The sequence below is a fragment of the Candidatus Pelagibacter communis genome (assembly GCF_001180205.1).
In the GTDB taxonomy this organism is placed as follows: Bacteria; Pseudomonadota; Alphaproteobacteria; order Pelagibacterales; family Pelagibacteraceae; genus Pelagibacter; species Pelagibacter ubique_O.
Map to the genome: position 1 here is coordinate 1 of NZ_CVSU01000092.1, position 24,857 is coordinate 24,857.

26 protein-coding genes are annotated in these 24,857 nt (G+C 26.6%); 6 read left to right on the forward strand and 20 right to left on the reverse strand.

Annotated features, from left to right (window positions below; all coding sequences use genetic code 11):
- Positions 1 to 45 precede the first annotated feature (45 nt).
- The 12 genes from AMO08_RS03875 to rpsF all read right to left on the reverse strand — a co-directional run bounded on the left by AMO08_RS03875 (position 46) and on the right by rpsF (position 11,188).
- On the reverse strand, positions 46 to 513 hold the full coding sequence (locus AMO08_RS03875; protein WP_075485354.1) for an MFS transporter: 468 nt from the start codon (positions 511 to 513) through the stop codon (positions 46 to 48).
- A gap of 31 nt (positions 514 to 544) precedes the next feature.
- Complete coding sequence (locus AMO08_RS03880; RefSeq protein ID WP_075485356.1) at positions 545 to 1,420, reverse strand: DMT family transporter; 876 nt, start codon at positions 1,418 to 1,420, stop codon at positions 545 to 547.
- Complete coding sequence (gene gshB, locus AMO08_RS03885) at positions 1,417 to 2,343, reverse strand: glutathione synthase (RefSeq protein WP_075485358.1); 927 nt, start codon at positions 2,341 to 2,343, stop codon at positions 1,417 to 1,419. Before gshB ends, AMO08_RS03880 begins: the two co-directional genes overlap by 4 nt.
- A complete protein-coding gene (locus AMO08_RS03890; protein WP_075485360.1) occupies positions 2,333 to 3,628 on the reverse strand; it encodes a glutamate--cysteine ligase in 1,296 nt (431 codons plus the stop codon). Before AMO08_RS03890 ends, gshB begins: the two co-directional genes overlap by 11 nt.
- A 29-nt stretch (positions 3,629 to 3,657) precedes the next feature.
- A complete protein-coding gene (locus AMO08_RS03895; RefSeq protein ID WP_075485363.1) occupies positions 3,658 to 4,215 on the reverse strand; it encodes an HD domain-containing protein in 558 nt (185 codons plus the stop codon).
- Between the two features lie 3 nt (positions 4,216 to 4,218).
- The gene (purF, locus tag AMO08_RS03900) at positions 4,219 to 5,700 is read right to left on the reverse strand and encodes an amidophosphoribosyltransferase (RefSeq protein ID WP_075485364.1); all 1,482 of its coding nucleotides are present in this window, start codon (positions 5,698 to 5,700) and stop codon (positions 4,219 to 4,221) included.
- Positions 5,654 to 6,199 carry a CvpA family protein gene (locus AMO08_RS03905; protein WP_075485375.1) on the reverse strand — a complete coding sequence of 182 codons (546 nt, stop codon included), beginning with the start codon at positions 6,197 to 6,199 and terminating at the stop codon, positions 5,654 to 5,656. Before AMO08_RS03905 ends, purF begins: the two co-directional genes overlap by 47 nt.
- The gene (locus AMO08_RS03910) at positions 6,199 to 8,595 is read right to left on the reverse strand and encodes an efflux RND transporter permease subunit (protein WP_075485377.1); all 2,397 of its coding nucleotides are present in this window, start codon (positions 8,593 to 8,595) and stop codon (positions 6,199 to 6,201) included. Before AMO08_RS03910 ends, AMO08_RS03905 begins: the two co-directional genes overlap by 1 nt.
- A 21-nt stretch (positions 8,596 to 8,616) precedes the next feature.
- A complete protein-coding gene (locus AMO08_RS03915) occupies positions 8,617 to 10,035 on the reverse strand; it encodes a replicative DNA helicase (protein ID WP_075485379.1) in 1,419 nt (472 codons plus the stop codon).
- A 68-nt stretch (positions 10,036 to 10,103) separates the two neighbouring features.
- On the reverse strand, positions 10,104 to 10,562 hold the full coding sequence (rplI, locus tag AMO08_RS03920) for a 50S ribosomal protein L9 (protein ID WP_075485381.1): 459 nt from the start codon (positions 10,560 to 10,562) through the stop codon (positions 10,104 to 10,106).
- Positions 10,563 to 10,835 (reverse strand): 30S ribosomal protein S18, encoded by a 273-nt coding sequence (gene rpsR / locus AMO08_RS03925; RefSeq protein ID WP_075485386.1) that lies wholly within the window; start codon positions 10,833 to 10,835, stop codon positions 10,563 to 10,565.
- Positions 10,835 to 11,188: a 30S ribosomal protein S6 gene (rpsF, locus tag AMO08_RS03930; protein ID WP_075485387.1), complete on the reverse strand. Its 354-nt coding sequence runs from the start codon at positions 11,186 to 11,188 to the stop codon at positions 10,835 to 10,837. The genes rpsR and rpsF overlap by 1 nt, the downstream gene beginning before the upstream one ends.
- 87 nt (positions 11,189 to 11,275) lie before the next feature.
- Between rpsF and fabD the strand changes: the two genes are divergently transcribed.
- From fabD to gmk, 4 genes are read left to right on the forward strand one after another with little or no spacing between them, the layout of a single operon-like run.
- Positions 11,276 to 12,202, forward strand: coding sequence for an ACP S-malonyltransferase (gene fabD / locus AMO08_RS03935; protein WP_075485389.1), 927 nt, complete (start codon positions 11,276 to 11,278; stop codon positions 12,200 to 12,202).
- Positions 12,199 to 12,936, forward strand: a complete 738-nt coding sequence (gene fabG / locus AMO08_RS03940) for a 3-oxoacyl-[acyl-carrier-protein] reductase (protein WP_075485391.1) — start codon at positions 12,199 to 12,201, stop codon at positions 12,934 to 12,936. Before fabD ends, fabG begins: the two co-directional genes overlap by 4 nt.
- Positions 12,937 to 12,984: 48 nt before the next feature.
- Entirely contained in the window at positions 12,985 to 13,224 is a 240-nt protein-coding gene (locus AMO08_RS03945) for an acyl carrier protein (protein WP_008544320.1), read from the forward strand.
- An 8-nt stretch (positions 13,225 to 13,232) separates the two neighbouring features.
- Positions 13,233 to 13,865 carry a guanylate kinase gene (gene gmk, locus AMO08_RS03950; protein ID WP_075485393.1) on the forward strand — a complete coding sequence of 211 codons (633 nt, stop codon included), beginning with the start codon at positions 13,233 to 13,235 and terminating at the stop codon, positions 13,863 to 13,865.
- Here gmk and rsmA read toward each other — a convergent pair.
- From rsmA to AMO08_RS03980, 6 genes are read right to left on the reverse strand one after another with little or no spacing between them, the layout of a single operon-like run.
- Entirely contained in the window at positions 13,854 to 14,639 is a 786-nt protein-coding gene (rsmA, locus tag AMO08_RS03955; protein WP_082255020.1) for a 16S rRNA (adenine(1518)-N(6)/adenine(1519)-N(6))-dimethyltransferase RsmA, read from the reverse strand. The two genes, gmk and rsmA, sit on opposite strands and share 12 nt — an antisense overlap.
- Positions 14,636 to 15,601, reverse strand: a complete 966-nt coding sequence (locus tag AMO08_RS03960; protein WP_075485395.1) for a 4-hydroxythreonine-4-phosphate dehydrogenase PdxA — start codon at positions 15,599 to 15,601, stop codon at positions 14,636 to 14,638. Before AMO08_RS03960 ends, rsmA begins: the two co-directional genes overlap by 4 nt.
- On the reverse strand, positions 15,591 to 16,460 hold the full coding sequence (locus tag AMO08_RS03965) for a peptidylprolyl isomerase (RefSeq protein WP_179850744.1): 870 nt from the start codon (positions 16,458 to 16,460) through the stop codon (positions 15,591 to 15,593). Before AMO08_RS03965 ends, AMO08_RS03960 begins: the two co-directional genes overlap by 11 nt.
- A 56-nt stretch (positions 16,461 to 16,516) precedes the next feature.
- A complete protein-coding gene (gene lptD, locus AMO08_RS03970) occupies positions 16,517 to 19,150 on the reverse strand; it encodes an LPS assembly protein LptD (RefSeq protein WP_082255021.1) in 2,634 nt (877 codons plus the stop codon).
- On the reverse strand, positions 19,140 to 20,213 hold the full coding sequence (locus AMO08_RS03975; protein WP_075485399.1) for an LptF/LptG family permease: 1,074 nt from the start codon (positions 20,211 to 20,213) through the stop codon (positions 19,140 to 19,142). Before AMO08_RS03975 ends, lptD begins: the two co-directional genes overlap by 11 nt.
- Positions 20,210 to 21,352, reverse strand: a complete 1,143-nt coding sequence (locus AMO08_RS03980; RefSeq protein WP_075485401.1) for an LptF/LptG family permease — start codon at positions 21,350 to 21,352, stop codon at positions 20,210 to 20,212. The genes AMO08_RS03975 and AMO08_RS03980 overlap by 4 nt, the downstream gene beginning before the upstream one ends.
- A gap of 61 nt (positions 21,353 to 21,413) precedes the next feature.
- Here AMO08_RS03980 and AMO08_RS03985 point away from each other — a divergent pair, with 61 nt between their 5' ends.
- A complete protein-coding gene (locus tag AMO08_RS03985) occupies positions 21,414 to 22,868 on the forward strand; it encodes a leucyl aminopeptidase (RefSeq protein ID WP_075485403.1) in 1,455 nt (484 codons plus the stop codon).
- Positions 22,861 to 23,271, forward strand: coding sequence for a nucleoside-diphosphate kinase (gene ndk / locus AMO08_RS03990; RefSeq protein ID WP_075485405.1), 411 nt, complete (start codon positions 22,861 to 22,863; stop codon positions 23,269 to 23,271). Before AMO08_RS03985 ends, ndk begins: the two co-directional genes overlap by 8 nt.
- Here the strand turns inward: ndk and purN are convergent.
- Together purN and purM are read right to left on the reverse strand one after the other, a co-directional pair.
- Positions 23,261 to 23,842: a phosphoribosylglycinamide formyltransferase gene (gene purN / locus AMO08_RS03995; protein WP_075485407.1), complete on the reverse strand. Its 582-nt coding sequence runs from the start codon at positions 23,840 to 23,842 to the stop codon at positions 23,261 to 23,263. The genes ndk and purN overlap by 11 nt on opposite strands.
- On the reverse strand, positions 23,820 to 24,848 hold the full coding sequence (gene purM, locus AMO08_RS04000; protein WP_075485409.1) for a phosphoribosylformylglycinamidine cyclo-ligase: 1,029 nt from the start codon (positions 24,846 to 24,848) through the stop codon (positions 23,820 to 23,822). Before purM ends, purN begins: the two co-directional genes overlap by 23 nt.
- Positions 24,849 to 24,857 lie beyond the last annotated feature (9 nt).

Genomic DNA, 24,857 nt, shown 5'->3' on the forward strand with positions numbered 1-24,857 from the left:
TTTATCTGCATACATGATGGTAATTTATTTTGGTTTAGCTCTAGGTCAGCATTTACTTATATTAAGTAGAAGCATACCTAGAGCTAAACCAAAATAAATTACCATCATGTATGCAGATAAAAGTTGCCCTCTATTTTTATTAGTTGCTCTATCGTTTAACCAGCTCTCAGTAACCACATAACAACTAACTAAACTTATACCTGTTATAAATCTACTAATTGTCCACATAAGTGGATTTACATAAACAACTGCTACTAAAGCACTCAAAGATGCAAGCGAAGCGAATGCAGCAAATACTCTTATATGACCAACTTTTGAAACAAAATTAGGAGTAGTTTTTGAGCCTATAAAGTAGCCAACATAATATCCTGACATAAAGATACCAGTTGTAAAAACACTAAAATCTTCAAATACTGACCGAATACCCATTATTTGCATTTGCAATCCATGAGCAATCATCATTACTCCTATCCCAATAAATAGAGCCCAAGACTTTTTTACTTCTTTTTGCATGTTTTTGTTTTTAAAATTTAATAATTCTTCGCTAGGTAGTTTTGGTTTGTGTTTTTTTTATGGCTAGTAAAGAATGAATTGCTATCGTGATAATGATAACAATGCCTCCATAGATCGTTTCAGGAGAAGGCTGTTCTTTTATTACCATCCAAACCCACAAAGGTCCAAGAATTGTCTCTAAAAGAAAAAAAAGATTAACTTCAGCAGCAGTTATAAATCTTGGTGCTATAGTTACCAAAACAAATGGTATAGCTACGCACATTACACACATTAAAGGTATATAAAAAAGATCATTTCCCACTAAAGCAAAGTCTTTTACAAAGAAAAAGGCAAATATTGCAACACATGATTTTCCTATTACAGCAGCAGGCACTAAGTCGGTTGATTTTGCATATCTTGCTATGTTTGCGTTACAGGCTAATCCAAAGGATGTTATTAAGCCAAATAAATCACCATAAAAATTACCAAGACTTAATGAGTCGTAAAAAATATAAACACAAGCAATAAAGGTAATTATTATAGCGATCCAAGTCTTATTATCAGGTTTTTCTTTTAGGAAAATAGCTCCCAATATTGCTGATAGCATAGGCGCAAGAGCTACCATTAATAAAGTATTTGCTACATTGGTGTTTTGTATTGAGATAATAAAAGTAATATTACATATGGAAAAACTAATTACATAAAAAATACCTGGATAACCAATTTTAAATAAAGCTTTTAAGAAATTATTTTTATAAAATAAAAGAAGACCTACTAAAACTACAAAAAATGGTATTGCTCCTCTATAAAAAAGCATCCCCCAAGTATCAATATTTGATAATCTAATTAGTAATGAGTCAGGAGTTATAAACATAATAGCAACAAATGCCATTAAAGAGCCTTTTTGTTGATTAGTTAGATTTTTCACGCTTTTAGCTCTCTCCAAAAAGTTTTAGCTAAATTTTTTCCCGATAGATCATAAAGTGTTTTAAGTCCAGTTGGAGATGTAACATTTATATCTCCATTGAGTTTTTGATCTATAAAGTCGATTCCTGCAAAAAAAATATTTTCTTTTTTTAAATCTTTTGCAATTAGCTTTGAAATTTTAATTTCTTTACTTGTTAATCTTATATTGGTTGGTTTTGCTCCTTTACTCATATTGCTTAAAATTGAATTTTTCTTTGGAACCCTTGAAATTGCACCACATACTTTTCCATTAATAATAAAAACTCTTTTGTCTCCCTTACTTATTTTAGGAAGAAACTTTTGGCACATGATATGACCATGCTTTTTTATAAATTTATTTACTAATTTTGAATTAAACTTAGTTAGTAAATGAATATCATTTCCACTGAAACTATGGATGGGTTTTAAAATGACTTTTTTGTTTTTTTTGAAAAATTTTTTAATTTCATCCATATTTTGAGTAAAAATAGTAGCTGGCATGTATTTTTGATATTTAGATGAATACAATTTTTCAGAAATATTCCTTACAGACGTAGGGTTGTTAATTATTTTAACTTTAGTATTAATTGTATCCAAAATGTATGTTGTTGAAATATACTCAAGATTAAAAGGTGGATCTTGGCGAATTAGAATAAATTTACATTTACTTAATTCTAGATTTTGTTTTTTCGTGATTTTATAGAATTTCTTTTGGCTGTAGTTAAATTTAATAAAAAAACCTTTAGCTGTAACTCCCGAATTAACAACTGATAAGTCTTTTGGGTCGTAATAGAAAATTTTATATTTTTTGTTTTGAATTTCGTTTGCTAAAAAAACACTTGTATCCGTTAAAGGATTTAGTCTAGAAGGATGGTTTCCTTGAACAGCAACAATTTTATTTATCATACAATTCGTCTAAATTTTCGTTTTTTGAAAATTTATTAATCATATGATCTGCGTTTGTTGTCTTGTTATCAATTACTTTTTGTAGATGATTAAGGAATATAGTCTCGTTATTACCTTTTTTACTTAAAACATCTCTATTCTCTAAACCTTTTCTTGAAAGTTCTAAAAGTATAGATGACCAATAAAGAAGATCTTTACCCATTAATTGAGTATTAAACCCTTTTTTTGGTGCTTCTAAATAGGCATTGATTATTTTATCTTTATCCCATTTAGAAATTAGTTCATGAACTTCATCTAAATTTCCATAAAGCATTCCAATATTGAAAGCTGGTCCCGCACACAAACAATCCCAACCACAGGTATCCATAGATCTTAATTCAATATATTTTTTAACTCTATTCTCAGTAAATATTGTGCTTAAGTGAGTTGTTAAGTCTGCTTCAGTTGGAAGTCTATTCCCAATTTCTTGGATTTTTCCTTCCATAAAATCCTTTAAAATATATTTCCTACCCGAAATATACTGATCTTTATTTTGTATAAATAATATAGGAAAGTTAATTACAAAATCAGCATATTTTTCAAAATTCATATTTTCAAAAAATAATTTAGGCAATCCACCTCTAGAAGTACTTTGCCATACTTTAGATCTATAAGATAAATAGTTACTATTTTTTTTTTCCACAATTGAGGAATTAGCAAACAAAGCAATTGCAATAGGTACAATTGAGTTTGCTACTCTAAACTTTTTAATAAAATCATCTTCTGAACTATAATCTATATTTAACTGTGTACCGCATGTTCGATACATCATATCTAAACTAAGTTCACCACCTAGAGGCATATCCTTAGTCATTAATTCATATCTTTGCTTAGGGTTGCCTGGGATTTCATTTAATTTAGAAATAGGATCAAATCCTGCGCTAACAATTTTTATATCTAATTTTTTTGTCACCTGTTTAAGTTCAAATAAATAATCTTGTGACTCTGCACAAGCTTCGTGCATATGATTTAATTTATCTCCTGATAATTCTATCTGATTACCTGGTTCAAGAGTTATATTTTTTCCACCTTTATTAAGAGCAATGATATTTTCTTTTTCAAAAACTGGATTCCAGCCAAATTCAAGCAGGGCTGTAAACATTTCTTTTATTTTTGAATAATCAATCCTTTTATTGTCCGAATTGTTAAATAAAAACTTTTCATGCTCGATCCCGATTTTAAAATTTTTGGGTTCTTTAATACCTGATTTAAAATAATTAATAATTTTTTCTTTTGTATCTATCATGCGCTGTAAATAGTGATTTATATCTAAATTTAAAGATAATAATAAGGCTCTTTTGCAAATATTTTTTTAACTAATGGCTTAAAATCATCCAAAGTCATACTTTTGTAATCAGGGTCAAAAGAACACTGATCATATTTTTCACAAAAATCTATCGTGTCTTGATAATACTTGTGGTCTTTAAATTTATCTCTTGCATTTCTGTCACCACCCAAATGATGCGCACTGTAATAAGTTTGAAAAAGACCATGGTGAAGAATAATCCAATAAGTTCTTTCTGAAACATAAGGTCTCAGAATTGATGCAGCATATTGAGAATGATTCATTGGCGCTAGATCATCCCCAATATCATGTAGTAAAGTTGCAACAACCATTTCATCACTTTCTTTATTTTTAAAAGCTCTTGTTGCAGCTTGTAAGGAGTGTTCTAGTCTTGTGATTTTGTATCCTTCTAAAGTAGTAGTTTGTTTAGATAAATAATTTAAAACTCTCTCAGCTGTTTGTCTTTCAAAGTTTTTCTCAAATTTTTCAAGAAGCTCATAATCTTCCTTAGTTCCATTTTTCATTTCAGTAAAATTAACTGTTTTCATAACTTAATTATTTGATCCAGTGCTTAGTAAAGATAACTGGGTTATTTTATTATCTCCTAATTCGTCTACTAATTTAACAGGATATTCACCTGTGAAATAATGATCTGTTAATTGAGGATAAGTTTCATTTCTATTTTCAAAACCAATAGCTTTATACAATCCTTCAATTGATAAAAATCTTAAAGATTTAGCTCCAATATATTCACAAATTTCTTCATTTGTTTTATTTGCTGCTAACAATTCTTTTTTTGTTGGTGTATCTACACCATAGAAATCTGGGTATCTTATTTCAGGGCACGCAATTTTTACATGAACTTCTTTTGCACCAGCTTCGTAAAGCATTTTAACAATTTTATAGGACGTTGTTCCTCGAACAAGAGAGTCATCAATTAGAATTATTTTTTTATTTTTAATTGTTGTTTGATTTGCATTTAATTTTAATTTAACTCCTAAGCTTCTAATTTTCTGACTAGGTTCAATAAAAGTTCTTCCAACATAATGATTTCTAATTAACCCATGTTCAAAATTAATTTTTAGTTCTTGAGCAAAACCCATAGCAGCAGCATTTCCAGAATCTGGGACTGGAACCACTATATCGGCATCAGTATCATTTTCTTTTGCAAGTTCTATACCAATATTTTTTCGATGTTCATAAGCCGTTTTTCCTCCAATCAAACTGTCTGGTCTTGAAAAATAAATATATTCAAATACACAAGGTCTAACTTTTTTAGCAGGGAAGGGTTTAATACTTTTTAGTTCATTATTTTCAATTAAAACTATTTCACCGTTTTCAACTTCTCTTACATATTTTGCACCAATTATATCAAATGCACAAGTTTCAGATGCCAAGACATAACTATTACCAAGCTTACCGATTACCAGAGGTCTAATGCCATAAGGATCTCTAACCCCAATTAATGAGTTTTGGGTTAACATCACTAATGCATAGCCACCTTGAATTTGAAAAATTGCATCAATTACTTTGTCAATTGTTTTTGCCCTTTTTGATTTAGCAATTAATTGAACAATCGTTTCAGTATCTGAAGTAGTGTAAAATATAGCTCCATCTTCAACTAGTTTATTTCTTAAAGCAATTGAATTCGTAAGATTTCCATTATGCGCAACTCCAATACCACCTGCATTGGTGTCAGCAAAAAAAGGCTGAATGTTTCTTAATATATTGTTTCCAGTTGTACTGTATCTGTTATGGCCAATCGCATAATTTCCCTTAAGATTGTTAAGCACTTTTTCTTTGTTGAAATTATCACCTACTAAACCAAATCTTTTTTCAGAATAATATTTTTCTCCATCAAAGGTAACTATTCCACAACCTTCTTGACCTCTGTGTTGTAGAGCATGTAGCCCAAGTGCTGTTAGAGCTGAAGCATCTTTTGCATTGCTAATACCAAAAACCCCACATTCTTCCTTTAGTCTTGGATTATAGATCTGTAATTTTTTCTTTAGAATCTTGATATGTTTTTTCATTAGGAAATTCTTTTATCAGATAACTACTACCTTTTTCTAAATATGGAAAGACGTATGATTTGCCAAAATTTATTGGCCATTTATCGTAATTATAAACAATATGAACACCTGAAAAGATACATACAGAAATAATGTAAGCTCTTATGAAACCAAAAAAGAATCCAAACGTCGTATCTAAGCCACCGATTCCCGTATATCTGACTGCTTTACTGATTCCTTTATTAATCAATAAAACCAAAAAGATAACAATTACAAATATTACTATTCCTAAACCAACATCGAGCACATACTCATTATCAATTATGTCTTTTACATAGGGTTTAATTTTTGGAAATAGAATTAATGTAATTATGTAAGCCAGCAACCATTTAGCCATTGAGAGAATACTTAAAATGAAACCCTTTTTGTAACAACTTATCAATGAAAGGATTGTTAAAATTAAATAAATTAAATCAATTATTGATATTGCAATATAAAAATCTTTTATGATTTTTAACATTAAGATGATTTGCCAAAAGGTTTAATAATTAAAATTAATGAAGGCAAGAGAGTCAATACTGATATCATAGCTAACAACATAGCTAATCCTGTAAACACACCAAAATAAATTGTTGGGATAAACTTTGATAACACCAAAATAGAAAATCCAAAAACAATAGTAATTGAAGTGTTTAGTATAGCAACCCCAACAGTTGAATGACAAGTTTTTAAAGTCTTGTTATAATCTTTGATTTTATTAAACTCTTCTTTAAATCTGTAAATATAGTGAATACTGTTATCTACAGCAATTCCTATTGTAATTGCTGCAATAGTTATAGTCATCATATCCAAAGGTATTCCTAACGATCCAATTATTCCTAGTATAAAAAATGCAGCAATAAAATTTGGAACAACCCCAATCAATGAAAGCTTAATATTTCTAAATAAGATTATGAACATTGAAAATATCCCAATCATAACCAATCCTAATGTTAAAATTTGAGATTTAAATAAGCTTTGTAATAAATTATTAAATAATATTAATACACCTGCCAGTTTATAATCTTTTTCTTCTAAACCAAATTTATCTTCAAGATCAAAATTAATTTTATTTATTAAATCATTTCTTCTTAAATCTTCCTGCGAGTCTATAATTCTTAAACTAATTCGAGCCTCATTATCTTTGATAGAAAGATAAGGGTCAATGATTTCAGTTTTAATACTCTGAGGAATTTTAGAGTAAAGAACTCCCATTTCTAAAGTGCCTAGAGGTTTATTATTATTTAATTGAGTAGCAACCTCAATAATAGATGAAAAAGATAGAACTTTGCCAATTTCAGGTAAGCTATCTAAGTAATTATGAACAGATGTAATTAGATCAATTTTATCTTTGGTAAACCAGTATTTTTCATCATCATTATCTTCCTCATCGCCCCAATCCTCAAATTCATCATCTTCTTCAGATTTTTTAACCTTTTCTTTCTCAGGAAATTTTATAATAACCTCTAAAGGAGTGGTTCCACCCAGCTCCTCATCTATAAGCTTCATACCCTTGTAAATTTCAGTATTCTTATCAAAGTAATTTATAAAACTATTTTCAACTTCAAGCTTACTTATTCCAAAAATGCTAAAAATTACAACTACTCCAGTTATTAAAAAAATAGAGTTTTTATTATTTATAGAAATTAAACTAAGTAAATTTGTAATTTTAGATTTCTGTTCTTTTTTAACTGAAATATTTTTTGTAGGTGCAAAGTTTAAAAGGGTAGGTAGCAAAGTAAATGTAATGATAAATGATGTAATCAATCCAAAGGTCATCATCCAGCCAAAATCAATAACAGGTTTTATTTCACTAAAAATTAAAGATAAGAAGGCGAAAATTGTCGTTAGGACAGTATAAAGAATTGGCCAAAACATTTTTGAAGTGGTTAAGGAAATAATTTCAAAATTATTTTTTGATGGAAAATCTTTTTTAAGTTGAAGAAACCTTGTGCTCATATGAATATTCATTGCCATTGTTAAAATTAACATCAGTGCAATAAAATTTGATGAGATAACTGTAACCTTCCATCCTAGTAATCCAAGTAATCCAATCATAATTGTTACAGAAAAAAGACAACTACTTATAGGAACCACAATCCAAAGAAGGTTTCTAAAAACAAACCATAAAGTAGCAATTATAAATAATAGAACTCCTAAACCAAAAACAATTATATCGCTTTTGATAAAGGTCATCATATCATCAGCAATCATTGGTATTCCTCCTAGATAAATCTTTCCAACATCACCATAACTTTGAATAACTTGTCTAATTTCTAAAATATTCAGGTGGTTTTGTTTTTTGATTTCATCTTTAATTAGTTCAATTTCCTCTTTTGATTTATTTTCTATATCTTCTAATTTTTGAGATTGTTTAATGTTAACAATAATTCCACTGGTTTTACCATCCTTGCTAATGACAAAATTTCGAAAAACGGGACTATTTAAAATTTCTTTAAAACCTCGATCTCTATCAACATCTTCATCTTTTAATGTTTTGAAACTTTCTAGTCTTTCTTGAAGGGGAGCTTCTGAATTATTTAAAAGTGGAATGTCTAATAATGTAATTACACTATGGACCCAATTGAGGCTCTGAATTTTATATTTTAAACTTAATAAGTTGTTAATCGATGAGTCAGTTATCATTCCCTCATTAGGTGTATAGGTAAGAATTAAAAATTCTTTAGATCCATATCTTTCAGAGATTTCTTTCAAGTAAGCTAAATCTGGATCACCTTCTATTAATAGGGTTTCTGATGAAGCATCTAGCCTAAAATTTTTTGAAGAGTATCCAAAACTTAAAATAGCAATAATTAACAATACAAATATTGCTCTTGGATTTTTGAGGATAACGTTTTGATAAAAATGAGCTATCATTCAAGCTCTTTATATTGGAATTTAACTTAATTGAGTATCCTTAAATTTTGTAAATCTTTCCTCAAATTCGAGAGTTACATTACCAATAGGACCATGTCTTTGTTTTCCAATTATAATTTGAGCTAAATGTGCAACTTCATTCATTTTTGCTTGCCATTCAGCGTGTTCAACTGTTGCTTCTCTTGGCTCTTTTCTTTGCAAATAATATCCTTCTCTATAAACAAACATTACAACATCGGCATCTTGTTCAATAGATCCAGATTCTCTTAAGTCTGCTAATTGCGGTTTATGATCATCTCTTTGTTCTACTTGTCTAGAGAGCTGCGAAAGAGCAACCACAGGAACAGAGAGTTCCTTGGCTATTGCCTTAAGTCCTTGAGTGATTTGTGAAATTTCTTGAACTCTTCCATCTTTATTGAATGTAGTTCCTTTCATTAATTGGATATAATCGACTACAATCATATCAAGGCCAAAAAGCCTTTTAATTCGTCTTGCTCTATTACTCAGAGCAGCAATACTTATTGCTGGAGTTTCATCAATATAAAGAGGTAACTCAGAAATATTTTTTGATGTTTCTAAAAACTTATCAAACTGATCGTCAGATATTCTTCCTCTTCTAATATCATTAGAGCTAATTCTAGCTTGTTCAGATATAATTCTTGTAGATAATTGTTCTGAAGACATTTCAAGTGAAAAGAAGGCTATGGATGATTTCCTACCAGTCTCTTGTAGTTTTTGAGCAGCATTAAATGCAATATTTGTTGCAAGTGAGGTTTTACCCATTGATGGTCGACCAGCGATAATAATTAAATCTGATTGATGTAAACCACCAAGCTTATCATCTAAATCTCTTAAACCAGTTGGAACACCAACGATTCCCTCTTCATTCTTATAGGCAGCTGAAGCCATTTCAATTGTTTGTTTCATTGCTTCATCAAATTTTACTAAAGAGGAATTGAAAGAACCTTTTTCAGCTAAATCAAATAACAATTTCTCAGAACTTTCGATTATAGATTGTCCGTTAGTATCTAGATCATTCAATTTCGCACTATCAATAGTTTGTTCAGAAATCTTTATTAATTCTCTTCTTACAAACATATCGTAAATTATTTTTGAGTATTCTATTGCTTGTCTAACTGATGTAGAAAATTTTGTAATTTTAACTAAATATTCTGGAACATTTATATCATCTTTTTCATCTTCAAAATAATTTTTTAAAGTTATTGGGTTAGCTAACATTCCTTTGTAGATAAGACTTTCAATTGCCTCAAATATTTTTTGATGCATAGGATCATAAAAGTTAATACTTGAAATTATTGTATTTATTTCATCAAAAATATCATTACTTACAAGAATAGATCCTATAACTGCTTGCTCTGCCTCAATGTTATTTGGCAACTCTTTAAATTGATCTTTAACTATACTTAAATTGTTTTCCATGAAAATAAATTTACATGAAAAATAATTAAATCAAATTGTATATTTCTACTGGGGAAAAGAATGTATAATTATTGAATAGTATCGGCTGAAGAAACATTGATTATAATTTCAGCATCAACTTCTGAGTGTAAAGAAATTTTAACTTTAAATTTTCCTAAAGCTTTTATTTCTTCAACTGGTTGTATTGTTGAAGGCTTTATATCAATTTTGTTTTCTTCTTGAATAAGTTTTGAAATTTCAGTTGGTTTAACTGAACCATATAATTCATTATTTTCTGTACTTAGTTTTTTTACAGAATACTCTTTACCATTAATTTGTTCAGCAATTTGAGAGGCTTCTTTTTTCTTCTCGTTATCTTTTTTAGATAATTCAGCTTTAATTTTTTCAACTTCTTTTATATTTTCTTTTGATGCATAAAGAGCTTTTTTATTAGCAATTAGAAAGTTTCTAGCAAATCCTCTTTTTACATCTATTACCTCACCAATAGACCCTATTCTCTTTACGTTTTCTAATAGTATTACTTTCATTTATATTAATGCTAAGTTTCTTGCTCTTTTGATTGAAAGAGAAAGTTCTCTTTGTTTCTTTTGAGAAACATTTGTTATTCGTGAAGGTAGAATTTTACCATTTTCTGATACATATTTTTTTAAAAGTTTAATATTTTTATAATCTACCTCTGGAGCACCTTTGACTGATAATGGGCAAGTTTTTTTAAATTTATATTTGTTAGGTTGAAAAATACTCAATTTTGCAAAGTTACTTTGTTTACCTTTTTTATTTCCGCTTTGTCTTTTTGGCATTAGTTTTTAGTACTTTCTTTTTTTTCGCTATCATCTTTTTTTCCAAAATAGCTTGTTTCTAAATCAAATTTTTTAACTCTGACTGTCAGATATCTCAGTAATTTTTTATCTATAGCTTCATTTTTTTCTAATTCATGGATAACATTACCTTTGCCTTTTATTTTAAAGTGTATGTAGCTACCCTTTTTATTCTTTTTAATTAGATAAGATAAATTTAGTAATCCCCAATTTTCAGTTTTAACAACTTCGCCGTCATTTTTTTCAACAATTTTAGAATATTTTTCAGTAAGTTGCTTTAATTCACTCGGAGAAGTATCTTGTCTAGCTATAATAGTATGTTCGTATAAATTCATTTAAGTTCTTTAATAAAAAGTGAGGATATACTATTATAAAAGTTCAATTACAATAGTTAAAAAGGCAAAAATATTAGTTTTTTTTATATGTTTTCAGTAATTTTTCCAGGTCAGGGATCTCAAATAGTGGGAATGGGAAAAGAGATTTATGATAAATTTAATATAGTAAAAGACCTTTTTAAACAGGCAGATGACACGCTAAATTTTTCTATTTCTAAGCTTATTCTAGAAGGACCAAAAGAAGAGCTAGATTTAACAGCCAATACACAGCCAGCAATATATCTAATAAGCTATTCAATATTTAAATTAGCAAAAAATGAATTTAACTTAGATTTAAATAAAGCGAAGTACTTTGCTGGACATTCTTTAGGTGAATATTCAGCTTTGTCATGCGCAGGATATTTAGATTTTTCAGATACTTTAAAAATACTAAGAATTAGAGGAGGTGCAATGCAAAACGCTGTGCCTAAAGGACAGGGAGGGATGGTTGCGGCATTAGGCTCAACAGTTGACGTGATTGAAAAAATTTTGACAGAAAATAAAGAAAATTTAAAAGCACAAATTGCAAATGACAATTCTGATGGTCAAATTGTTTTGAGTGGAAAAACTGAAGATTTAGAAAAATTGATTCAAATTTTAAAGGATAATTCAATTAAAAATATTAAACTTCCTGTAAGTGCACCCTTTCACTGTGAACTAATGAATAATGCTACAAAAATTATGACAGAAGAGTTAAATAAACTTAATTTTAAAAATGGTCAAAATAAATTGATTTCAAATGTAACTGCCAATGAAATCAAAGACCCAGATGAACTAAAAAATCTATTAATTAAGCAAATAGAGAATAGAGTTAGATGGAGAGAAAGTGTAATAAATATGATAGAAAATGATGTAGATCATTTTATAGAAATTGGACCTGGGAAAGTTTTGTCAGGTTTGGTAAAAAGAATTAATAGAAATGTTAAAATTGACACACTTAATTCTCAAAGTGATATTGAAGGTCTTAAAATATGACAGATTTAAAAGATAAAAATATTATCGTTACAGGTGCTTCAGGTGGAATAGGGAATTCAATAATTGAAAAATTAAATCAAGCTGGAGCAAATATTTTAGCTTCAGGCACAAGAATAGAAAAACTTGAGGAACTAAAAAGTAAATATGAAAATATTAAAATATTAAAGTTTGATATTTCTCAAAGTGATAAAATTGAGGAGTTTGTTGAACACGCAACCAAAGAACTTGGCGGCAGTCTAGATTGTATAGTTAATAATGCAGGGATCACTCAAGATAATTTAGCAATAAGGATGAGCCTGGATGAATGGAAAAAAGTGATTGATGTAAATTTAACATCAACTTTTTTAATGAGCAAATCAGCAATTAAAAAAATGCTTAAAAATAAATCAGGAAAGATTGTTAATATTACCTCAGTTGTTGGACATACAGGTAATTTAGGACAGTCCAATTACACGGCTTCCAAAGCAGGTATAATTGCAATGTCTAAGAGTTTGGCAATAGAATATGCTAAGAAAAATATAAATATAAATTGTATTTCACCTGGTTTTATCAAAACAGCAATGACGGATAAATTAGATGATAAATATAAAGAGGCTATAATATCAAAAATACCATCCGCACGACTTGGAGAACCGGATGATATTGCAAATGCTGTACTTTTTTTATGTTCAAGTCAATCAAGCTATATAAATGGAGAGACCTTGCATGTTAATGGGGGCATGTATATGGCTTGACAAAATAGGTTTTTAAACTATTAAGAATCTATAACAAAAAGGATCAATATGTCAGAAGATGTTTCAAGTAAAGTTAAAAAAATTGTAGCAGACCACTTAGGTATTGATGAAGCCAAAGTAACTGAGGAGTCAAGTTTTATTGATGATTTGGGTGCTGACAGTTTGGATACTGTAGAATTAGTGATGGCTTTTGAGGAAGAATTTGGATCTGAAATTTCAGACAGTGAAGCTGAGAAGATTTTAACTGTGGGTGATGCAGTTAAGTTTATCGAAGGAAAAGCTAACTAGAAATTTTAATGCCATCAGAAAAAGATGGAGTAATGATAATCTTATCTTCTCCTTCTGGAGCAGGTAAAACCACTTTAGTTAAAAAATTGTCTGAAGAAGATAATTTTGAAATTTCAATATCACATACTACCAGACAACCAAGACCTAATGAAAAGAAGAATGAGGATTACTTCTTTGTTGATGAGTTAGAATTTAAAAGACTTATTAAAAATGAAGAGTTTCTTGAATACGCAAAAGTTTTCAATAATTTTTACGGTACAACGAGAACACCAGTTATTGATAAATTAAATAAACGTAAGAATGTTTTATTTGACATTGATTGGCAGGGAGCCGACCAAATTAAAAATAAAAAACTAGATTATAAACTAATTACCTTTTTTATACTTCCCCCAAGTAAAGAAGTTTTATTTGAAAGATTGTCTAAAAGACACGCAAATGACAAATTTATAGCTGAAGAAAGAATGAAACAGTTCGAAAGGGATGTCTTGCATTGGATAAATTATGATTATGTTGTTATTAATAATGATTTAAATGAATGCTATTTAAAAATAATTAATTTAATAGATGCAGTAATCACCAATGGATCTAAAGATTATGATCCTGATTATATAAGAAGTCATGTTGAGAAACTAACCTCTTAATTTCTCATATTCACAGGCTAATTTGTAATAAGTATCTAAATTAAGGTTTTGTGGTCTTAAATTTAAATCAATTTTCAACTTATCTAAAACTTTTTGATCTCCATTAAAAAGTTGATTAAAGGGTTTTTTTAACATTTTTCTTCTTTGATTAAAAAAAATTCTTGTAAGTTTTTCCAAATAAGTAGGATCATTTATTTTAATAAAATTTTTCTTAGGTAATAAGTATAATAAAGTACTATCAATTTTTGGTTTTGGATAAAATGCTTCAGGCTTGATATCACATATTTTTTTTATATTTAATTTCCAATTAGAGATAATTGATAATCTTCCATAATTTGGGGTATTAAACTCAGCAATAATTCTATCAGCAACTTCTTTTTGAAACATTAAAATCAAACTTTCAAACCAAAAATTCTCCTTTAAATTTATTATCCATTTACTTAGAATTTCAGTTGAAATATTATAAGGCAAATTCCCAAAGACTATTACCTTCTCTTTGAAAAGATCGGTTTCGTTTATTTTTAAAACATCATCATTAATAATTGTTATCTGATTATTAAATTTATTTTCAAGATCTTTTGCAAGCTTATTATCTTTTTCGATAACAAATAATTTTTTTGGATTTTTTTTAAGAATATAGGAAGTCAGATTTCCAGTACCAGGACCGATTTCAAGAATAATTTTATTTTCAATATCAGTAGTATCTGTAATTTTTTTTAAAATTTTTTTATCAATTAAAAAATTTTGACCTAAACTTTTTTTAGCTTTTATCAACTTTTATCCAAAAATTTAATTGCTTGAATTAGGCTTGTGGGATTAGATAAATTTTTTCCTAGCATTTTTTCATTAGGTCCATGGTCAGGTGAGATACGTATAAAAGGTAGACCCAAAGTAATATTAATAGCATCATATTCATATAATGTTTTTATTGGTGTTAATACTTGATCATGATACATTCCTAAAACTACATCAAATTTTTTTCTATTTTTTTTAATAAAAAAAGTATCAGCTGAAAAAGGTCCCGAAACATTAAACCCTTTTTTATTTAGTTGTTTGATAGCTGGTTTAATGATTTTTTCGTCCTCATTAAATTTACTAATACTCTCACAATGTGGGTTAAGACCTAGAATGGCAATTTTTGGTTTTTTATTAAGTCTCTTTTTATAAAAATTATTTATTAGCTCTGTTTTATCAAGAATATTTTTTTTAGTAACTTTACGTGCTACAGATTTCAAGGGAAGATGAGTTGTCAAAGGACAAACTGATAGATTTTTATTGTAAATCAACATTGCATTATTCACAATATCAAACTTTTTTGAAATATATTCTGTAATGCCAAGATATTTTTTTTGTAAAAAAGTTTTTTTTACAATTGGACCATTTATAAATTTAACAATTTTATATTTTTTTACAATTTTAATTGCTAATTTAAATGATTCACTAATAAAATTATTTGACTTTGTTGTAATTTTTTCAAATGGTCGCTTTTGATTATAATTAACGTTGATTAAATTAATTGATTTATTATCAAGTTTATATTTATTTAATTTTCTAAAATCTAATACTCTTATTTTCTTTTTAAAATTTAAGTACCTCATTTGAAGTTCTATTATTTTCTTAGATGAAATAAGTATAATTGGATTTTTAAATTTTTTTTTCTTTAAAGCTTTAAAAAGTATTTCTGAGAAAATACTATTTGGTTCTCCACTTACAATTAAAATATATTTAGAATTCATTTATTAAAATATTTTTCTTAACTTTTTTGAAATAAATATTTGAATATCTATTTAGTTGTTCATTTGTTTGCTGGTTTATAATTTTTTTTATTTCATTATCTTTATTTATAGGTACTTTGCTTATCTTAGTATCTTCAATATATAATAACAAAAAACCACCTGGAACTAATATCGGATTTGTGAACATTCCAGTTTCAATATTATTTAACTCTTTCTTTATTTTTTTATTTAGAACCGTTTCTTTAATCCAACCTAACTTACCCCCCTCTTTAGATGAGTCAGATATACTATGAATTAACGCAGCTTGAGAAAAATTTTTTTCGTTTATTGTTTTTTTTATCTTATTTAATTTATCTTCAAGTTTTTCATTTTTATCAACAGCAAACACAATTTCTGAAAGCAAAAATTCTTTTTGATTTTCTTTTTTACTTAAATTAACTTTAATTCGATTTTCATCTATTTTAACTTTCTCAAAAAACTTTCTATAGATTAATTGATTCCAAAGTATCTCAATAGCAATTTTTTCTTTAATCAATACTGTGTCAATATTTTTTTGATTAAAGTAAACCTCAAATTGATCTAAAGAATTAATGTTTAAACGAGAAAAGTAATTTACAATTATTTCTTCTATAATTTTTTCCTCTATTGATATTACTTCATGATATTTTAATAATTCTATACGCTTAACTTTTTCTCTTATTAAAGAATTCTTAGCTATTTCTATGGCTTGATTTTTTTCAGTTTTATTAAAATCTTTATTAATAATTGATAAATATTTTACTTCTTGAAGGATATCGACTGAAGTAATGATTTCGTTATTTATTTTAAAAAGTATCCTATTTTCTTTACCATAGGACATATTAAATAAATTTAAAAATATAAATATAATTAACAGTTTAACTTTCATGTAAAAACTTAATTTTCTAGAAGCTCATCGGCAACATATTCATATGTTGTTAAAGGAAATAAAGTTAAAGTAAACAATAAATTTTCTGTTGGTTTTAAATCCCTATCTTGATAATAAGATTTTTTATATTTTATTCCAGCAGTTAAACAATCATTTTTATATTCGTAAACTAAATCATAATATTCAGTTAAGTTTAATTTTCGATTTCTTCTCGTCTTAAATGATAAATAATTATTTTCATCAAATGTATAGCTAATTGAATTTTCAAAAGCATTCGTATCACCTATTTCACCATTTTCTTCTATGAAATTAAACGTAGTAACAAGATTATTAATTGACAATGTTGCATTAAAGTCATTGTATTCAAATTTATTCAGGTCGTTATCTATCGCAAAGTTATAATTTAATTTCAATTGATCTGAAAAATTATTTGAAATTGAGCCAAATAAATTTGAATTTTTTTTATTTAAAGTACTTGTTTTAGGGATATGATCCTCTATTTTATCTCTCAAGACCGTTGCAAGCTTAACTTCAAAATAATTATTTATTTTGTCTAAATCATTATTTTCTCTTTTATAGTCGACTCCTAAAGTAAGAGATTTTCCTGATTCTAATGTATCCTCAAAACCGAGTCTGTTGTTCGAAAATATATTTCCAACATTGATTTTTTTGTCAGATGTAGAATAATTTTTCATATCGCTAGGATTTATTTTAAACGATGCTTTTGGAGTTAAAAAGTTTGTATAATTTTTCTCTTCTTTTATTAAAGGTATACTTGTATTGGCTGTAAATATGCTTACGAATTCTACTTGAGGAGAGGATTTATATTCTGAATTTTTTTTTCCTAATGAATTTAAATTTTTTACATCAACACTATAGCTATTCAAAAAACCTAAATTAGAAATATAACTTTGCCAATTTAAACTAATGTCATTAATTATATTAGTCTTTAAATCATTTGTATTATTTAAATTATTGCTTCCTGAAGATTTAAAACCAATAGTGCTGTTGAAAAATTGATTATCTAATATTGTACTATAATTATAGTATGGTAAAACATATTGATATCTGTCATTATTTTCCAGTTGTAAGTCCTCATATGACTCTATACCAGCCTCAAAATTATATCTTTCATGATCCAAAGATAATTTAAGTTTATTATTTAGAATATCAAAATTATCAGGTCTCAAAATTGATTTTGTTATATGTGCATCAAATATTTTTAAATAAGTATCATTAGAGACTTGTTCAATTGACATTGTAAGTTTACTTGAATCAAACTCCTTTAGATCAAGATTTAAATCAAAATTTGCAAACAAATGAGATAAATTATTTTTTTTTTTACTTAATGAAGATTTGTATCCATTAACAAAACCAAAATCCGCAATAAACTTAGATTTTTCATTTGATTGTCTATACTCATTTTGTGCCATTAATATTTTATTATCAAACCATGTTGGGGCAAAAGTAAAATCTTTATTCTTAGAAATTACTTTAAAATAAGGTATTGTTAATGAACTTCCAAGAAGATTTGAATTATTTAAGGCTGGTTTTAATAATCCAGATTGTCTTTCAACAGATGGATCTGGATGAAAAAATTTTGGAAAATATAATATTGGGATATCATAAACATTCAGAAAGGCATTTTTATAATTTATTTGTCTTTTGTTTTTATCATGCTCTATCTGATCAGCTTTAATTGACCAAGGAGGACAGCCGTCATCTTTTTTGCAGCTTGTAAATATAGCTTTATTAATTGTAGTTTTATTATTATTACCAGTCGAAGAAACTCCATATATTCTTGGATTATTTTCTTCATTACCAAATACACCATTATGAATTTCAATTTTTGGATTTTTTACAGCAAAACTATTTTTTTTTAAATTAATTATACCTTCAGAAAAAAAAGCTTTATCACTCTTAGGCAGCCCATAGTTGGATATTGTGAGGATATTTTTGCCTTTTAAAATTTCTTCATCTATTAAATAAAGAAATTCATCTAGTAAGTAAATTTGCGAGTTAGAATCTTTAATTTTTATTTTACTCTCTGAACTTAGTTGTTTTGACTTTAAAAGAAATAGAATATTTTCACCCTCAAAATTATATTTAGATTCTATTATTGCTTCAGTTTTTCCAGTAGAAAATAATTCTTCTTTTTTTTTGTTATATGTAATTTCTTCGGAAGTTAATTCATAATTATTTATGCCATCCTGAACAAACACATTTTTTTTAGCATTTAGAATGTCTAATTTTTTATCATAAGTAAAATTATCTGCTTTAATAATTTTTTGATTATTATCTATTGCTTTTGAGTTGCCAGTAGAAAATATAACTTCTTCATTCTTTTTATAAGTAATTTTGTCAGAAAATATATTATATTTATTTATTGTATCGTTTACATTCACTTCTCCACTTGCATTAAGTATATTTTGTAATTTGTCATAAACAAATTTATTAGCTTCAATAATTAACCCATTATCTGTCTCTATTATTCCTCTATTTAGACCTTTAAATAGATTTCCATTATTTAAAATTTCAATCTCACTTACTTTGAAATTAAATTGTTCTGCATTACTTTTAAAAGGTAAAAGTGCAAACAAGATAAAAATCCAAAAAATTTTTGAAAAAAAATTATTTTTCATTGATTCTATTTAGCATAAAAATATTTATAAAAGTAAGCATTATTAGAGGAGTAAAAATTGAAAATATTATTGATAGTTTTTCTGTGCTACCCAAAACAAAGAAAAAATTGTTTATATAATAAATAACTACAGAAAAAAACAATCCAAAAGAAATTTTCATTGCTGTACTGCTTACCTTCTTAATTTTAATCATTAATACTCCTGAAAACAAGCTCATCAAAACTAAATAAAATGGATTAGTAACTAATTTTAATAATTGTAGATCTAAATCTGTTATAGAGTAATTTAATTTCTTATAATTTTCTCTAAGCTCATAAAGCTCAAAAACGCTTAAAGAAGTGAGATTAGAGAATAAAGATTGAATTCTTTTATAATTAAAATTTGTATTTAAAATTATAAATTCTTTATTTTCATAATTATTTTTTTTATAAATTTTCGGGTCATAAACCAACCATTCATAATTTGTAATATCTATCTTGTTACTGTTTATATTTTTTAAAACATTATATTTGTCATCAAAAATAGTTATAAAATTATCTATTAAATAATTATTATCTATTTTTGATGAATTTATAACAATGGTATTTTCTCCAACTTTATCTCTAATCCACAAACCATTTTTTGTAACCACCGCAAGATATTTTCCATCATTTGTAAATGGAGACTTTAGTTCTAGGTAAATATTTTTGAGATTTGATGAAAAATTATAAAATACCAACACAATTAATATACCTGAAAAAAATGATACAGTAGTTAATATGCCCAAAATTTTTGAATTTGTTAAACCTGAATATTTTAATGTGTCTAGCTCGTTGTTATTCAACAACTTTATAAAGAATAACTGTGATGTTATTAAAAAAATAAACGGAAACATCTCAAATATCATTGAAGGAGAATTTATGAATGCTAAAAATAATGTAAAATAAATATCAGCATTAGTATTTCTAAAAAATTCTAACTCACCCAATAGGTTTAAAATAAAAACTAAACAAATCATAACTGAAAGAACATATAAAAGTGACTTAAAAAAAAGAGTAATAAAAAACTTTATATATGTACTCATATCTTTTTAAATTTAAATGTAAGCTTGAAAAAAAATAACAAATATAAAAAAACAAATATTAAAAATGGAGAAACCAATAATAATGAATTCTTTATTAATTCAAAGGATATAAATCTTATAGTTGTTTCTGAAAAAATAATTGTCATCACCCCAGTTAAAAAAGTAAGAAGTTTTAATTTAGAATAATTACTATTCTCTTTTGAGGACAATATTAAAAAATAAGGAATTAACATTAAAATTGGTATATAAATTGGTATAATTAATCTTTTGTAAAATTCTTTTAAAATATTAATTAAATTTTTTTCTCTACAATTATTAATTTGTAGATTTTTATTTTTTAATAAATCAAAATCTATTTTATATAAGTGCACTATACATTGCAGAATATCTAACGTGGATAATTCTTGTGTTTTTTTAACTGTGATTGTATTTGATTTTAAATTACCTAATAAAAAATCTGACTTTGAAAAACTAAAATTTGTTATTTTTCTATTCTTGTTTGATATTGTTTCGCCATCAAAGAGAATCAATAATGGATTAGAGTTTGCTTGTGTAAAAATACCTTTTTTTGCATAAGTAATTTCAAAGTTTTCTCTACTAATGTCTTTTTTGATAAAGAGATTATAAAGGTAACCATTTTCATCCTTTTTTTCACTATATATTGTTACACCCTTTATAGTATCGTTAAATTTTTTTGGTTTAATAAAATTTCCTAAAAAATTAACATTTGAATCTCTCAAAAAAGATCTAGCAACATTTTGAGATTTAGGTACTACAAAACTTGTAAATATAATTTGAATAAAAAATAAAAAGAGCGATACTTTAAGAATGAAATTTACAAACTGAAATTTATCAACCCCAAAATTCCAAAAAATAATTAATTCATTATTAAGTTCATATTTAGATAATACATAAAATAAACTAAAAAATAGTACAAAAGGATATAATTTACTTAATATTTTTGGAAAATTTAACAGTGAGTAATTTATATAAACCATATAGTCTCTACCGTCTTCAATCATTATATCTAGAAAATTCACCGCCTGAAAAACCCATATAATTGTACTTGAGCTTATTAGGGCTATTAAAAAAAAGCTCATATAGTCTAATAGCAATTTTCTATACAATATCTTTTTCATTGAAAAATCTTAATTTTGACAATATATACCACTCTACTCTTATAGAGTGTATTTAAAATTTATGCCAATCGTAATTAACTATAAAAACAGTTCATTAAAAAGAAACTCCTCTAATTTATTATTATTTATTGATGAAAAATTTAATATTTTAACTTCAAAAAAGTATCTTTCAAAACCAGAATTTTCTTATATTAAGGATCTTATAAAAACTAAAGATCTTAAGAAAAAAATATTAATTTTTGATATTAACTCAAAAAGAAAAATAATTTTAATTTCATTAAAAAAACATATTACAAGTTCGGATTTAGAAAATTTAGGTGCAAAATTTTATGACTTGTTCAAAGAAAATAGTCAAAATGAATTTGTTTTAAATTCAGACACAATACCTAACAGATTAAAAAATTCTGTTGGATACTTTTTGCATGGAATGAGATTGAAATCTTATAAATTTGAAAAATATAAATCTAAAAAAAATAAGAAAAATTTTTTAGTAAATGTTATTGGTAAAAATAAAACTTCTACTAGGGATCAAGTTAAATTCAATTCTATAGAGGAAGGTACTTTTTTCACTAGAGACTTGGTGTCTGAGCCTGGAAATGTTTTACATCCCGATGAATATGCGCGAAGATTAAAATCTCTAAAAAAATATGGACTAAAGATAGTCATTTATGATGAAAAAAAATTAAAAAAACTAGGAATGAATACATTGTTAGGTGTAGGTCAAGGAAGTATTAGAGGATCCTATTTAGTAACTATGGAATGGAATGGTTTAAAAGACAGATCTAAACCTCTGGCTTTTGTTGGAAAAGGAGTTTGTTTTGATACAGGAGGTATTTCTTTAAAACCTGCTAAGTTCATGGAGGACATGACATATGATATGGCTGGATCTGCTGTTGTTGTTGGTTTAATGAAAAGTTTAGCCTTAAGAAAAGCAAAAGTAAATGCAGTAGGTGTTGTTGGTTTAGTTGAAAATATGCCAGGAGGAAACGCACAAAGACCAGGAGATATTGTGAAGTCTTATAGTGGAAAAACTGTTGAGATATTAAATACGGATGCAGAAGGAAGATTGGTGTTAGCAGACGCATTAACTTACACAGAAGAAAAATTTAAACCAAAATTTATAGTAGATCTTGCAACTTTAACTGGTGCAATCATTGTTTCTCTTGGTTCTGAATATGCAGGTTTATTTTCAAATGATGACAAATTAAGTAAACAATTAATTGATGCAGGAGAGCGTGTAGAAGAAAAAGTTTGGAGAATGCCATTAAATAAAAATTTTGATAAATTAATTGACTCTAAAAATGCAGATATGCAAAATATCAATTATGTTGGAGGAGCAGGATCAACAACCGCTGCTCAATTTTTACAAAGATTTATTTTAAACAAAACTCCTTGGGCACATTTGGATATAGCTGGAATGGCTTTTTCAAAATATGGTGGAGCATTAAATTCTGGTGGTGCAACAGGTTATGGAGTGAGATTATTAAACAAACTAATAGAGGACCATTATGAGTAATTTAGAAAAAACCTTATCAATTATAAAACCAGATGCAGTTGAGAGAAATCTAGAAAATGAAATCAAAGAGATGTTTAAAACTAATGGTTTTAAAATTTTAAAAGAAAAAAAAATCCAAATTGAAAAATCAGAAGCTGAAAAATTTTATAGAGTACATGAAACCAAGCCATTTTATAATGATTTATGTAATTATCTATCATCGGGCCCAATTGTTGTGATGGTTCTTGAAAAAGATAATGCAGTTTTAGGAAATAGAGAATTAATGGGTGCCACTAATCCAAAAAATGCAGAAGAAGGCACTATTAGAAAAAAATATGGAATTTCAATAGATAAAAATTCTGTGCATGGATCAGATAGTATTGAAAATGCTAAAATTGAAATAGATTTTTTCTTTAATAATTAAAAATTTTCAATATAGCCTTTGGGTACAATTTATGTTCTTGAACTAAAATTTTTTTAGCAAGAGAAACTACAGTTTCTTTTTTTGAGATTTTGACTTTTTTTTGTAGAATAATTTTTCCAGAATCTAATTTAGAATTTACAAAATGAACAGTGCATCCTGAGTATTTTTCCTTATTATTTAATACTCTTTGGTGAGTATTTAATCCTTTATATTTAGGCAGTAAAGATGGGTGTATATTTAGAATTTTTCCTTTAAATTTTTTAATAAAATTTTTTGACAAAATTTTCATAAATCCAGCCAGACAAATCATTTCAATATTATTTTTTTTTAAGATAGCAAGTAGCTTATTTTCACTTAATTTTTTATTTTTAAAATTTAAAACCTTTTTTTTAATTTTAATTTTTTTAGCATAATTTAAACCCTTTGCCTTAGAGTTATTTGAAAAAATAAAGTTAATTGATATAGGAGATAATTTAGTTTTAGAAAATTTAACTAAAGATTTTAAATTAGTACCTGTTCCTGAAATAAATACAGCTGTTCTAACTCTATTAATACCAGTTGATACAACCATTTAACCTAACTTTGTTTTTACCATTTAAAATTTTTCCAATAACATATGGTTTGTATTCTTTTGAAAAAAATTTACTTATTTTTTTTAAATTTTTACTTTCAACAATAAGACAAAAACCAACTCCACAATTAAATGTTTTAAGCATTTCTTTATCGGAAATTCCATTATTTTTAAGCCAATTAAATATTTTAGCAGTTTTAATTTTATCTAAATTTATATATGCAGAGAGTTTATCTGGTATAATTCTTTTAATATTATCAGATAAACCTCCCCCAGTTATATTTGCACAGCCATTGATTAAGTTGTTATTTATTAAATTCATTATTTCTTTAACATATATTTTAGTTGGTCTGAGAAGCTCAGATTTTAAAAATTTATTTTTTTTAATATTTATTTTTTTTTGTTTTAGTAAATATCTTACAAGAGAATACCCATTAGAATGTAAACCGCTAGAAGGAATTGCAACTATAAGATTATTTTTTTTTATTTTATTTTTATTTAAAATTCTATCCTTTCCTACAACTCCTACAGCAAAACCTGCGATATCAAATTTACCTTTTTCATAAGTACCTGGCATTTCAGCAGTTTCTCCACCAACAAGTTCACACTCTGATTGATTGCAGCCTTTATTAATCCCTTTTATAATTGCTTTAAGTTTTTTAAGATCAATTTTATTTATTGAGATATAATCTAAAAAAAGTAAAGGTTTAGCTCCTTGAACAATTAAATCATTTACACTCATAGCAACTAGATCAATACCAATAGTATCAAATTTATTTAATGTATTAGCAATTTCAACTTTAGTTCCAACACCATCAGTACAAGCAACGATTCTAGGTTGTTTAATATTACCTGGTATATTTGTTATTGAACCAAACCCTCCTATATTAGAGAACTTTTTTTTGCCTCTTTTTTTTGCTGAAAATGTAGAAATGAAATCAATAAACTTATCTGCCGCTTTAATATTAACTCCACTTTTTTTATAGGTAAATTTTTTTTTATTCATTAATATGTT